The sequence below is a fragment of the Saprospiraceae bacterium genome (assembly GCA_026129545.1).
Lineage (GTDB): Bacteria > Bacteroidota > Bacteroidia > Chitinophagales > Saprospiraceae > M3007.
Genome location: JAHCHX010000001.1, coordinates 1,416,668 through 1,429,923 on the forward strand (window position 1 = coordinate 1,416,668; position 13,256 = coordinate 1,429,923).

The window sequence follows — 13,256 nt, forward strand, 5'->3', positions numbered from 1 at the left end:
ACAACACCTCGCGCATTTGTTGCCGTTGTTGGCATCCTGCCAACAACACCTCGCGCATTTGTTGTCATGTGGGAGGAATCCCCGCCGCATCCCTCAGCCGACGCACCACGCCCCACCCGATGCTGCACCCCTTGCCGATGCCCACAAAATCGGGCAAACCCACGTTGCAGGTGAATTCCAGCGAAAAGGCCAGCACTTTCACCCCCTTGTAGCTCACCCAGCGCTCGTCCTTGAGATGCTGCACCCGCACCTCTACCCTGCCGTCTTTTTCGCAGCCGAGTTGGTGGAGCAAGCTCACCAACTGGTTTTGCAAAATCTGTTGGAGCAGCATGAGGCGCTCCGGCAGCCCCGGCAAGCGCGTGTAGAGGCCGTAGTTTTCCTCGTTGAGGGCGAGCCATTGGCGGATGTGGTAGCGGGCGTGCCGTTCGCGCACCTCGAGCGAGCATTGGCGCACGTCGAGGCTGTGGATGCGCACGGGCGTGGCGCGGCCGTTGAGGTTGAGCGTCCAGTCGGGTTGCGAGAAAAAATGGTGCAACTCCTCGATGCCCTCGTTGAGGCACACCAGCATGGGGCGGCCGTGGTTGTGCTTGTACTGGATGAGCGGGAAGCGGTAGTGGTAGCCCCCGGTCTCGTTGTTGTGGTTGTGGAAAAGTTCGTGCTCGTAGCCGGCTTTGGCGGCCACGGCGCCCCGAAAGGCGGGCAGTTCCCACGGGTGGATAGGGGTGTCGAAAGCGACGGACAGCAGTCGAAGATGGGCGGCCATGATTGTCTCTCGATTTTGGTTTGCGCCCGCAAGTGTACGGCGATTTCTCACAGCGTTTATGGAAAAAATTGGGGCTTTGAGGGGATGAAATAGAGGTGGTTTCTGGCGGCTGACACATCAATACAGACACATAAACATTAGTAGGGGCACCCCAAAAACCGAACACGCCGACACTATCCATGGACAAAGTAACGCCAACTTTTAGTTGGCGCGCCCAAGCGCCCCCCCCCAACCAAGCAGATAGCCCGATGCGCGAGGCGTATCTGGTTTACAAACCCGATATGCCTCAAGCGTCACACAATTGCCCCTCGAAGCAAAAAATGCTCGTTGTCAGCGAAGAGAAAGGCAAAAGAGCGGACAAACAGCCATATAGCCCGACCGAATGCGCGGAAAAATCTCGCATAGAACTGCGAAAAAAACTCAGAAACAAGGGTAAACCGCCAAAAGTTGTCCTCATCGCAGTGGCGCACAAACCACTGCGCAAGGTCTGGGAGTAGTCATGAACGAATCCATGTTCGACAACGGCTTCGAGACAAAAAACAGGGGGACGGCGTGATTTTTTTTCAACTTTCTGTTGGTTGAAAATATATCTCACCCCTATTTGAGTGGAGAGTGGTTGGAAGGGGTTTCGGGTATACTGGCGCAACCCTGCATTTTGGTCGCAATCCCTATTTGAGTGGAGAGTGGTTGGAAGCAAACCGGCACAACCATCACCCAAAACATCACAGCGTCGCAATCCCTATTTGAGTGGAGAGTGGTTGGAAGGAGTTTGGCAAGTATCAGTACGAACAAAGCAAGAAGTCGCAATCCCTATTTGAGTGGAGAGTGGTTGGAAGTTAAAGGGATAAAATGATTGTGCCCTTGCTCAAGTCGCAATCCCTATTTGAGTGGAGAGTGGTTGGAAGTGCTCGACCCTCAAGGAAAAGTGTTCGACGAAGAGGTCGCAATCCCTATTTGAGTGGAGAGTGGTTGGAAGCAATTGTCGACGTTTACCAATACGCGTTAACCTGTCGCAATCCCTATTTGAGTGGAGAGTGGTTGGAAGTTGGGGACGTACATCACGAACTACGACAACAGCAAGTCGCAATCCCTATTTGAGTGGAGAGTGGTTGGAAGTTTATGGAATTAATTGTTTTCATACTCGGTTACGCGTCGCAATCCCTATTTGAGTGGAGAGTGGTTGGAAGGTAACTACGCCAAGTGGCTGCGAAGCATCAGCAAGTCGCAATCCCTATTTGAGTGGAGAGTGGTTGGAAGACCAAATTTTTTCAGCCTATGTGTCCTACTTGCAGTCGCAATCCCTATTTGAGTGGAGAGTGGTTGGAAGCGGGTCTAATGAAATAAGCATTTTGTAATTCAAGGTGAAAGGTAGAAAAATCCCCCGCGTCGTTGCAAGTTTTTTTGCAAAAAAATGTGCGCTTTTTTCAAAATAACAATTCATCTTCAATATATGCGAACGGTCACGATGCGTTTTCCGCGTCATAATAGTCTGACAAGCAATGTGTTGAACGGTTTTTCGAAGGCGTTTTCAAAAAAGGGATTTGTAAACGGGCTTTTCTCGCAAGTTATACATAACGATTATTTCATGTGCCAGCCCTCCTTTCTTTCCAAATCAGCTTCAAGATAAGCCATTTTGCGTGCGTATGCAAGGAGAAAAAGCCATAAATTTTCCGCGTCCCGAAAGAATTTTTGTCACCCAAACACCGCTCTCGCCAACATATATTCCCCCAACACAGCAAAAACAAACGATATGCATAATTTTTTTGCAATCTCTTTGTTGCGCAGGTATTGCGCGAAAAAAATACCCGCATAAAGAGTACAGAAGCGACCGCGTAGCCGTATACAATTTTCCGCGTCAGCGACATTTAGTGCGCATCAACTTTTGCAAAGTCTGCAACCCGACGATACATTTGTCTCATAATAAATGAAAGCAGGCCGTTAATCTACACTCGGAAAAGTTTTTTCCCGACGTTCGAGGCACGATGACGCATCGGTTATGACCTCTCACCGCCACAGTCGAGCAAGCTCCCTTTACAAAGGGGAAACAATTTTGCACAGCTCACCGAATCCAATCCACTTGACGGCAATATAGTGGCCGAGACGAGCGTGAATCCCTGTATCCTTTGGCCAATAAGCAGACATTCTCATCCGAAAACAAACAATCCGACAAGCGGCAATGCGAGACGTGTTGCCACTCGGGATTGTATATCGTTCACAAAAATTTTTAATTATGGAAATCCATGTAACGCGTTATGGCTCAAAAGTTTCCGTTAAGGACGAGATGTTCGAGGTCTCGTGGTTCGACGAGCAACAAAATCGGCAGCAAGAATCACATTCGCCGCTCTCCGTCAAGACCATTCTCTTGCAAGATGGCGTGGTCGTCACCACGGCGGCGCTGCTGCTGGCGCTCCAACACGACGTTGACGTGCTGGTGGCCGACTTGCACGGGATGCCCAAGGGACGCTGCTACGGGTTCGATCTCCACAGCACTCCTGCCGTTCAGAAATCGCAGGTCATTGTCAGTGTCAGCCATCAAGCGGTGGCGCTCGTGAAAAACTGGACGGCGCAAAAACTAGAAAACCAATCGGCTTTTCTCGAAAAGCTCAAAAACCGGCGCGACGAAAGCAAGGGGGAGATGCTCGGCAAAGGCGCGCAAGAAATCCTGAAAAAGCGCAAGGAGGTGCTGGCACTCGATGGCAAGCGCGTGAGCGACATCGCCGACAGTTTGCGGGGGCTGGAAGGGGCTGCGGGGCAGACGTACTTTAAGACATTGAGCGATTTGCTGCCGATTGAATATCGGTTCAACACGCGCTCCCGTATGCCAGCCCGCGACCCTTTCAATTGCTTTCTCAACTACGGGTATGCTGTGCTGCAAGCCGATGTCGAGCGGGCGCTGTTGCTGGCCGGCATCAGCCCCTATATCGGGTTCCTGCATCGCGACGACTACCGACAGAAGAGCATGGTGTTCGACTTCATGGAGCCATATCGCGTGTGGATTGACCGCGTCGTGTACCGGCTTTTTTCCGGCAAAAAAATCACGTCGAAACACACAGAGGCAATAGAAGGAGGGCTTCAACTCAACAAAGAAGGCAAAAAATTGCTCACCGAGGGTATTCGGGAATTTTACGAGGAGAAAAAAGAGACACTCGACGGAAAAACAGTCAGCCGCATATACTTTTTGCGCCAGACGGCAGTGCGTTTCGCCCGCCGCTTGCTCCAACTGGCCGCTTTGGAAAAAGAGAACGGAACACATACGGCCTAAAGCGCCTCAAAACGCTGCAAAAGATGTATACTTGGGTTATCTACGACATACGTAAAAACAAGGTGAGAAACCGCGTGGCCAAACGCTGCAAGTTTTATGGTCTGACGCGGGTGCAGAAGTCCGTGTTTTTGGGAAGGTTGAAGAGCAAGCAAATAAAGGTGCTGAACAGCGAACTATCCAACACTATCAACCAGCGCACCGATAGGCTATTCGTGATGCCGATGAGCAACGAACATTTTGGACGCATTCTCCAGTCCGGCGCTTTGCCGCCACTAGCCAGTGTAGTGAACGATAACAAGTTGAGGTTTTTTCAATAATTAAAAAATCTGGCGACTCGATTGCTGCTGTTGCTGGCATCCTTGCCAGCGACCATGCCATTTCATTCATTTTTTGCAAAAACTTAGGCAGCCCCAAGCGTATAAGACTCGGTTGACAGGCTTATAGGTTTTTGACAGGATTTACAAGATAGATGGAGGGGCTTCGCCGCCAAAAATCCTGTAAATCCTGTCAAAAATTCAATGTCTGCTCTCCTTCCTAAGTTTTTACCATTTTTTTCACTCAAATTCAATACGTCATGCAATACTTTCGTCAGTCGTTCAAAAAACTCACCTCCCAGCAAGTGCTGGCCAAGGGCCAGTTGCTCGTGAAAGCCCGCACGGTGAAGGCCATCGCCGCGCTCACCATGACGGAAGAAGCTTGGATGCGCGAACAAGCGGTCAACCCGCAATACTACGCTTTCCAAGCGCCCAAGGCGAACGGCACGTTCCGCCTCATCGAGAACCCGCACCCGAAGCTCAAGGAGTTTCAACGGGCATTGGCGGATATGTTGCAGGGCGTCTATTACGGCATCCGCCCACGCGCCTCCTACGCTTTCGTCCCCTCCACCGCCGACGAGACCTCGCCGTGCAACATCTACACCAACGCGCTGCGGCACTGCAAGTCGAAATGGATACTCCAGCTCGACCTGAAAGACTTTTTCCACAGCATCTCGGCCCATCGCATCAAGGAACTGTTCATGCGCATCCCCTTCGAATACCCGGAGGACACGGCGCAGGTGGTGGCCCGCCTCGTCACCTCCAAAAACCGCCTGCCTATGGGCGCGCCCACCTCCCCCGTGCTGAGCAACCTGATATGCTTCGAACTCGACCACCTGCTCGACAAGCTCTCGCGCGACCATGGCTGGACCTACACGCGCTACGCCGACGACATGACCTTCTCCGGCGCCAAACGCTTCTCCAACGAAAGCGTGGAAATCATACGGCAACAAATCGAGGGCAACGATTTTGTGCTCAACTACGAAAAAACACAGCAACATCGGATAGAGGACGAGCCGGAGGTGTGCGGGCTGGCACTGAAAGAAGACGGCAAGCCCGACCTGAGCAATATGTTTGTGAAGGACCTGAAAGCAGACATCAAGACCTACAAGCAGCTTACTTCCGACAAGATGATTGCGCAAGAGATTTTTTCGGCAGAGGCGCTCAATCGCTTTCGCCAACACATAGAAGGCGAGCTGGCTTTCGTGCGCTTCATCAAAGGCCCCAACAACGGCCTCTACCTCAAACTTCGCTTCATGCTCGCCGACGGGATGGTCGGAGTGGAGTAGGCAGTGGCCGCCCTCACCTCATCACCCGAAACGTCCGACTTCTCCCTTTCTCTTGCTGCAAAGTCAAGAAATACGCGCCCGTCGGCAGGTGTCGCAAGCCCTCGAGCATGATTCGGGTGCCACTGGCGTTTTTTTCCACGAGCGTTTTCCCAGCGACATCGCTCAGTCGGACAAGGATACCTCCTTGTGCAAAAGGGCTTCCCGGCGCGATGTCCACCGCCAGCCAATCCGCGAACGGCGAGGGCGACACCCGCACGTCGGGCGTTGAGGCGGGGCCGTCGTCGGTGCGGACGGGTATGGGTTGCAGCGCGAGGTCGAGTGTCGTCACGCTCCCCGATTGCAAGGCCACGTCCGTGATGGTCAAGCTCTCGTATCCGTCTTTTTCCACAAACACGGTGTAGGAGCCGGGCAAGGCCGTGCCGGTTTTAAAAATGCCCGTCGGGAGCGTGGTGTCCGCGTTGGGCGTGTCGAGCACGAACACCCGTGCCTTGTTGAGCGGCCACCCGGTAGCGCTGTCGCGCACCGTGCCTTCGAGCCAGCAGGCGTGTTGGTAGGTCGGCTGGAACACGAAAAGCCCCTCGTTTTTGGCGGTGGCGAATAGGATACCCGACGGCAAGTAAGGATCGGCGTCCCAGACAAGCGAGGTGCCCATGAGCGCCCAGGCCGTTTCGATGAGATTGTCGGGGCGCGAGGCATCCACGATGGTCAGCTGTCCGCCATAGGAGGGATTGACGATGAAATCGCCCTTCACCCGCACGTTGTGCACAGGCGCATTGGGGAACTGGCTGGGATAGTACACATCGAGCAAGCGGATGTTGTCCAAGTCCGACACGTCGAAAGCGCCCATCGGGGCGCCGAACACCTCATCGGTGGTGAAGAGCAGTTTGTTGTCGTCGGAGAGTTCGGAGTTGTGGTTGAACTTTCCGGGTGTGAGTTGGGTGCGCAAGAGTTGAGGTTTGGTTTTGTCCGAGATATCCACCACGCCAAACTGGCCTTCGTAAATCTCGCTCGTCCACAGCGTGTCGCCACGGATGAAGCCATCGTGCACATAGTTTAAGGTGTAGGCGCCCACGATGTGTGGGTTCCAAGGGTCGCTCAAATCGGCGATGGTGCAGCCAGCCGTCACGTTGCCCCCACCAAAAATATACAGGTAGCCATCCACCGCCTGCACCGTGTGGCTGCGCTGCACGAGACTGTCGAAGGCCAAGTCGCCGAGCCACACCTTCCAGTAAATCGTGTCGGGCAGGTAGCGCAAATCCACAATCGTGATACCGCTGCCGCCCGCTTCCGAACCCACATAGGCAAACCCGTTCCACGTCCGCACCTCGCGCCAGTTGTTGGGCAGCCCCGGCACGGCAAACCGCTCCACAGGCTGCGTCGGGTCGCTCAAGTCCACGATGCTCAGCCCCGCGCTGGTGCCCACCAAGGCCCATTCGCCTCCTTGTGCGTCCACATGCGCCTTGCAACCCGCCAAGGAGAGCGGGGCGTAGGGCAGATGGCCGATTTGCTGAAGGTTGAGTTGGGAAAAAGACTTTGAAACAAAGAGGAGAAAAATCAGAGCGGGAAACAAACGAGTCATGGAAGAATTTTTTTCGAGGTAAAAATCTTATTTTTCCATGAAAACCTGACCAAACGTTCTCATTTTGGGGAAAGGCGACACTTTTTTTCAACGAGGCTCTCCAAAACTATTGCGCAGCACGACTTCGATAAGAGCAAAACACTGCCTTTGTTTTTATTTTGAAAAGCGACTCGTTTTTGAACTATTGTATCAAATTAAAATTTCAGCACTTAATTTTTGTTTATTTCGTTTTGCTTTTGAAATTTTTAAAATCAATTTTTCACCTTCAAAAAATTGCAATCACATGAGAGACATTGTATCCACCGCCGTTAAGGGCTTTCGCTTGGGCGAACCGCTTGTGTTCAAGCATTTGGCCATCGTGCCGTTGTTCAAAGGTCCCGAAGCGCCTTTCGAGTACCTGTCCATGAAAACTGCCCTTGCGCGGGGTTTTGTTGAAATAGGCGAGGTGAGCGAAGGCGGCGCGGTGCCCAATCTGAAAGTCATCAACAAAGGCGACAAGCCAGTGCTGTTGCTCGATGGCGAAGAGGTGATGGGCGCCAAACAAAACCGCGTGATGAACACTTCCATCCTTTTGGCAGCTCACAGCGAGACGGTGATTCCCGTCTCTTGCACCGAACAAGGTCGTTGGAACTACAACAGCCGTCATTTTCGAGAATCGGGCAACCTCATGCCCGCCCGCTCGCGCATGGCCAAATCAAGCCGCGTTTATGCCAGCCTTTATGCCAGCCGGGGCTACGACGCAGGTCAGGGCGATGTGTGGAAAGAGGTGCATCACTACCATGCGTCGCTGGGCACACACTCCAACTCCGGCGCGATGGCCGACGCTTTCGCTCAACGCGACGACGACCTGCGCGACTTTCTTGCCGCATTTCCTTTACAGGAGGGACAGAAAGGCTTGGTCGTGCTGCTCAACGGCCAGCCAGTAGGCGTGGACTACCTCTCATCAGCAACGGCTTATGCCGATTTGCACGAAAAAATCGTGAAAAGTTTTGCAATGGAAGCCTTGGTTCAACGTGTGTCGGGGGAAGTGCCCCACGCTGCCGATTTAGCCATCGAAGCCCACAAGATATTGCATTCGCTCAGCGATGCTGCCGAGTCGCCGTTTCAGCCAGTTGGCTTAGGCGAAGACCTGCGCTACGACGGCGAGCAGTCTGGTGGCGCAGCATTGGTGTGCGAAGACTCTTTGATTCACCTTAATATCTATCCGAAAGCGTGGAGCCACGCGAGCGGCACTCCACACCGGCAGGAGAGGGAAAACACGTTTGACTTGTCGGGCCACATCAGGAGAAGGTTTTAGCACAGCGTGATGGAGCGGGAAAGGCCTCTGTTGGCAACCAGTCAGCAGCGGCTTTTTTTATTTTTTTGAAAATACCCTTTTAAAATCCCCAAAGGTTTTGCGTACCTTTGCAGCCGCTAAATCGCGGAGTGGAGCAGTTGGTAGCTCGTCGGGCTCATAACCCGAAGGTCGTAGGTTCAAGTCCTGCCTCCGCCACTAAGAAAGAGCCTCACAAGGAGGCTCTTTTGTTTTGATGTTCACTGTTTACGTTCTTTATTCTGCGAAGCACGACAAAATCTACATCGGTTACACCTCCAATTTGAAGCAGCGCCTGATTTCTCACAACGAACTCGGAACCAAAGGCTACACCCTCAAATATCGCCCGTGGGAAGTGGTTTTCACCGAGCAATTCCAAACCAAGACGGAGGCCATCCGGCGGGAGAAAGCCCTGAAGACTGCCGCAGGGAGAGCCTTCATCTGGAATAAAATCAATGGGGCTTAGGTCGGGCGCATATCCGCCGGGAGGCGGACGTAGGTTCAAGTCCTGCCTCCGCCACTAAAAGGCCCTTGACTTTAAGTCGAGGGCTTTTTTTATTTGCATCCATTATCCACCATTGGCAAAACACCAGCAAAAATGACATGGCTTTCCATTCACTTTTATCCGATTGAGACGCAAGAGGTGTTCCTTACTCGCGCCCTCAAGCCATTTTTGGAGCAGTATATTTGGCCACGCCAAGGGGCACGCGCGTTTTTCATACGCTACGACGACGAGCGTGGCGAACATATCCGCCTGAGGCTGCGCGGAGATGCCGACTGGCTGACGGAGACGCTTCGCCCTGCCATCAAGGGCTGGTTTGAGGGGCGCGGCGATTGGCACGAAGTGACCTACCAGCGAGAAGAAGCCCGCTTTGGTGGGCCAGAAGCATTGCTCTTGGCGGAGGAATATTTTCATGTCTCCACGCGAGTGGTGCTGGAGCGCATCGCATCGCCCACACATACTTACGGGGATGCTTTGTACGATGCTTTGCGACTTCACTCCATCACAGCGTTTGCCGCTGGCCTGAATCGGGATAGAGCAGCATGGTATTTTGCTCAATTGTGTGAGCAATGGCTCGGGCTTTTTTTTTATGCCCCTAACACGAGTGATGCCGAAAATGCTGCGATTCGCGCCGATGCAACAGCGGGATTCGAGGAGATTTTCGAGAACCAACGCGCTCACCTGCGCGAGGCACTCGGTGCTTTGTGGAAGGCATTGGAAAACGGGAAAATAGACAAACAGCAACCCGAATGGCTGCGATGGCTGCGAGGCAATCAACTGATTTTGGACGAGCTGGGCGAACATTTGGACAAGGCTCTCCCCAGTCTGTTGCACCTCACCAACAACCGGCTGGGCATCCACAATCAAGACGAGGTTTACCTGAACTACATCTTGTCGAAGGCGCTCTCGTAGGGAGGGGTTGTTGGGAGCTCCTCTCGAGTCATGTAAAAGCGACCTTAATTGTTTCCCGCCTGCTGTTTTGCGCTAGGCACGGGTTGTCCCAATCTTGCCATTTCCACCTCCAACTCGTACTGCCGCCCCGCGAGCAACTCAATATGTGCCATCTCGAAAGTGACCATGCCAGTCAGCTGTACCCTCAGGTGATAGTCGCTGGGCGCTACCTTGAATTTGCAGCGACCGTCCCATTGAGTCACCTTGCCGTGCACTTGGTCGGGATGCTGTCGTTGGAGCAGCACAGTGGCGCCGAGAATAGGCTCCGCGGTATCGGCTTCGCGAATATAGACATGGAGCGTGGCGCGCTCGTTGTCCGATTTGCCTGTCTCGACAAAGCGCGACAAGCGACTTTCGGCAGTGATGGGTTGGTCTTGGGCTATCGCTGCATGAGCGCAGCAAAAAAGGAGAAAAAGGCAGGATATCGGTTTGATAAGCATAAGGATTAGATTGAAGGTTGAGCAGATAACATCATAAATGCGCGGCAAGGTATCTTATTTTGAAGCAAGGACATAATCCCAACAAATGTCAGCTCAGCGGCATTTGAAGTTGTTCGTTGTTGATTTTGTTCGTTAGAAACGAGTCACTACGGCGATGGCCTTCTTTGTTCGCTGCGTTGTGCCGTCGGGGGCAAAGAGTTCGACAAAAAGCACATAAATACCGGGTTTGGCGCGAGTGCCGTCATCGAGGTCTCCATCCCAGCGCAGGGTTCCTTCGGTGCCGAGCAATTCTTGGCGCACCAAGCGTTTCACTGGGATACCTTCCGAGTCAAAAATGGTCGTCGTGGCAAAAAATCCCTCACGAGGCAGCGCATAAAACACCTCGAGGAAATCCTCATAACTGTCGCCATCGGGTGAAAGACGGGCGCGAGGGACTTGTATCCAATCGTTGCCCGCAGGCAGGGCGGGGCGTTGTTGGGAGTTGGGCAAGGTAGGTGTGCCGGGTGCTCCCGTCACGACAGAGGAGGCGGAAGTCCAGTTGGAGGCTTGGTTGGTAAGCGCCTCTGTGTCAATACGTTCCAAAGCCACCCCCGTTCGTTGGCTGATGGTGAGCAAGGCGTTGTGCCAATCCCGTGTGTAGTTGAACGAGTCCACGCTGACGGTTTCCCCGGCCTTTGACCAGAAAAGAGTCACGTTGCCGCTGTTGTTGTCGAAAGAAGGGAGTGTGTTTTGCAGCACGTTCTCGCTGTTGATATTGGAAAAAACACTCCGAATGTTGTCGGGACTAGGTGTGAACACATCATATTGACCCGGAAAAAACAGGCGCTTGTGGGTAATTGGCGTGGTGATGGTTCCGGTAGTGCGCGCGAAGTTGGCGATGAAAAATTCGGACCAGTCGAAGATTTTCTCGCTGCGGTTGTAAAACTCGATGTAGCGACTGTTGCCCGTGCCGGGGTTGAACATCATTTCGTTCACCACAATGTCTTGCTGAGCAGGCTTTTCCGGCAAACCAACGCGCATCACGTTATCCGTGACGGCGGCATTTCCACTGCAATCCAACACATCCGGCTCTGCCGACACTTCATAGATGATGCCCGGTTGCAAAGGGGTGGACAAGGTGAGGCGTGTTCGGCTGCGGTCGTCAGTCAACACACCGGCGGAAGCGATATCAAGCAACGGCTCTATGCGGTATGCGCCGGGGTCTTGGGCGGCATTTTTATCCAGACCTTCCGAAAAAACGAGCAGCAGGGAGGTGGCCGATTCGGGAAATGCCGACAGCAGGCGCGGCGCCTCTGTGTCCGGTGTGTTCTGAAAAGAAGCGTTTTGCGCACCCGGGGTGCCGCCCGGCGCGATGGGACACGACTGCCAATTCTCCGCATTGAGGCAGGGAAGGTTTGGATTGATGCGTTCGAGCGACCAACCGCCGTCGCGTTTTGCAGTGATGGTGTGCCATGCGACGGAATAATCCACCCTGTCTATCACCTCCCCATTCTGTCGTGTGAGTGTGAGCACGTCGCCGTCGTTGTTGAGCAGAGAAGCACTGATGGAGATGCCCAGTACCGGGCCAGCGGACACTGCTTGCAGGGTCGCGGCGTTGGCATTGGCTGTCAGCACGACGTATTCTCCCGGTTTTAGGATAAAAGATGGCAATGACACGGGCGCACTTGTCGCGTCTTGCACGCGCAACGCCGCCAAGTCAAACGTCTTGTTGGAGCGGTTGAACAACTCGAACCACTCCACCTCCGGCAAGCCCGCAGAGGGCGAGGGGTCGGCCATTATTTCATTGATTAAAATGTCGAACTCGATTGCCACATCTATTTTTAAAAACTGAAAATCAGCCGTCTGCGTCATGCTTGTGTTTCCAAAAACATCTTTCACGCCTGAAACTTGCAACGAGTGGCTACCATTCGGAAGCGCATTGGGCAACGACAGCAGCACCGTTTTTTGATTGTTGCCGAACACGACGGAAACTGGCGGCCCTACCCCACTGCTGACGGTGTAGCGAGCAGGGTCGAGCGCCGATGCGGAGTCCAATTTTTCGTCAAAAACGGCGCGAACGGTTTGTGCATCGTCCGCATTTGCGAGGAGCAGCACGGGCGGTACCGTGTCGGGAGGCCCGTTGACAATGGCGATGTCGTCAAAGAAGAACCTTGTCCGATTGGTCACGGTGTAAACGCATTGAAGGCCAAAAAAGCGATTTGCGCCGCCATCGTGCGTGGCATCGGTGGCAGTGAATTGAGGCTCGAAAGCGCCCGTGCCAGCCGCAGCCGTCGCCTCCCAGATGCCCGTGCTGGTGCGCGTCACGCGCAGCCGAACATCTGGGTTGGTCGCCACAAAGCCCGGAATCCCCGATGCCAGCAGGGTTCTGACGGCACCACTTTGGCGAAAAAGTCGCAAGGCATCGAGGCTACCCGTTTCGCCGATTTCTATGAAATAGCCATTGGCGGTGGCGAGATTGGGCTGGTCGGCTTGTAGGTATATACGCAACAGGTTGGAATTGGAGGGCGCGAAGTCGAGGCGAAACCGGAGGTTCCATTCTGCGTTGTCGGGGATGTCGCCTTGCACTGCTAGCATCGAGGAGCCTGCTTCTGGCGCGTTGAGTTGCAGTTCGCCGGAGGCGTTGACGACAAAATTGGACACATCGCCCACCCAAGTCGGGTTTTGGGTGAAATCCCCATCCGAGAAATCGTCGAAAATTTGGGCGCCGAGCGAGGGCGGGAAAAGCAGCGCCGCCAGCACCAATATTTTGGCGGTTGATGGCAACAAAAGGCGAAGGAAGGTCATGCTGAAATTGCTTTTGGGTCGTTGTGTTAGTTTTCTGCGTAAACTTATTTCAAATGCGGT

11 protein-coding genes, 1 tRNA gene and 1 CRISPR repeat array are annotated in these 13,256 nt (G+C 53.6%); of the genes, 8 read left to right on the forward strand and 4 right to left on the reverse strand.

Going from position 1 to position 13,256, the window contains the following annotated elements; genetic code table 11:
• Nucleotides 1–64 precede the first annotated feature (64 nt).
• A complete protein-coding gene (locus KIS77_05230) occupies nt 65–763 on the reverse strand; it encodes a hypothetical protein (protein MCW5921725.1) in 699 nt (232 codons plus the stop codon).
• Between the two features lie 179 nt (nt 764–942).
• Here KIS77_05230 and KIS77_05235 point away from each other — a divergent pair, with 179 nt between their 5' ends.
• The 4 genes from KIS77_05235 (at nt 943) to KIS77_05250 (ending at nt 5,628) form a co-directional block, all read left to right on the forward strand.
• On the forward strand, nt 943–1,260 hold the full coding sequence (locus KIS77_05235) for a hypothetical protein (GenBank protein MCW5921726.1): 318 nt from the start codon (nt 943–945) through the stop codon (nt 1,258–1,260).
• Nucleotides 1,261–1,350: 90 nt separating this feature from the next.
• Nucleotides 1,351–2,090: a CRISPR direct-repeat array (repeat unit 36 nt; unit sequence GTCGCAATCCCTATTTGAGTGGAGAGTGGTTGGAAG).
• A gap of 903 nt (nt 2,091–2,993) precedes the next feature.
• Nucleotides 2,994–4,025 carry a CRISPR-associated endonuclease Cas1 gene (cas1, locus tag KIS77_05240; protein ID MCW5921727.1) on the forward strand — a complete coding sequence of 344 codons (1,032 nt, stop codon included), beginning with the start codon at nt 2,994–2,996 and terminating at the stop codon, nt 4,023–4,025.
• Between the two features lie 23 nt (nt 4,026–4,048).
• Nucleotides 4,049–4,342: a CRISPR-associated endonuclease Cas2 gene (gene cas2, locus KIS77_05245; GenBank protein MCW5921728.1), complete on the forward strand. Its 294-nt coding sequence runs from the start codon at nt 4,049–4,051 to the stop codon at nt 4,340–4,342.
• Nucleotides 4,343–4,599: 257 nt separating this feature from the next.
• Complete coding sequence (locus KIS77_05250; protein MCW5921729.1) at nt 4,600–5,628, forward strand: RNA-directed DNA polymerase; 1,029 nt, start codon at nt 4,600–4,602, stop codon at nt 5,626–5,628.
• 13 nt (nt 5,629–5,641) lie between these two features.
• Here KIS77_05250 and KIS77_05255 read toward each other — a convergent pair whose 3' ends face one another.
• Nucleotides 5,642–7,207, reverse strand: coding sequence for a choice-of-anchor B family protein (locus KIS77_05255; protein ID MCW5921730.1), 1,566 nt, complete (start codon nt 7,205–7,207; stop codon nt 5,642–5,644).
• Nucleotides 7,208–7,490: 283 nt separating this feature from the next.
• On the opposite strand from KIS77_05255, the gene KIS77_05260 reads away from it, so the two are divergent.
• The 4 genes from KIS77_05260 (at nt 7,491) to KIS77_05275 (ending at nt 9,933) form a co-directional block, all read left to right on the forward strand.
• A complete protein-coding gene (locus KIS77_05260; protein MCW5921731.1) occupies nt 7,491–8,504 on the forward strand; it encodes a hypothetical protein in 1,014 nt (337 codons plus the stop codon).
• Nucleotides 8,505–8,626: 122 nt separating this feature from the next.
• A tRNA-Met gene (locus KIS77_05265) sits at nt 8,627–8,699 on the forward strand.
• A 34-nt stretch (nt 8,700–8,733) separates the two neighbouring features.
• On the forward strand, nt 8,734–8,985 hold the full coding sequence (locus KIS77_05270) for a GIY-YIG nuclease family protein (protein MCW5921732.1): 252 nt from the start codon (nt 8,734–8,736) through the stop codon (nt 8,983–8,985).
• Between the two features lie 132 nt (nt 8,986–9,117).
• Nucleotides 9,118–9,933 carry a thiopeptide-type bacteriocin biosynthesis protein gene (locus tag KIS77_05275; protein ID MCW5921733.1) on the forward strand — a complete coding sequence of 272 codons (816 nt, stop codon included), beginning with the start codon at nt 9,118–9,120 and terminating at the stop codon, nt 9,931–9,933.
• Between the two features lie 44 nt (nt 9,934–9,977).
• Here KIS77_05275 and KIS77_05280 read toward each other — a convergent pair whose 3' ends face one another.
• Both KIS77_05280 and KIS77_05285 read right to left on the reverse strand, forming a co-directional pair.
• Nucleotides 9,978–10,412: a carboxypeptidase regulatory-like domain-containing protein gene (locus tag KIS77_05280; GenBank protein ID MCW5921734.1), complete on the reverse strand. Its 435-nt coding sequence runs from the start codon at nt 10,410–10,412 to the stop codon at nt 9,978–9,980.
• Nucleotides 10,413–10,544: 132 nt separating this feature from the next.
• On the reverse strand, nt 10,545–13,196 hold the full coding sequence (locus KIS77_05285) for a lamin tail domain-containing protein (protein MCW5921735.1): 2,652 nt from the start codon (nt 13,194–13,196) through the stop codon (nt 10,545–10,547).
• Between the last annotated feature and the right edge of the window lie 60 nt (nt 13,197–13,256).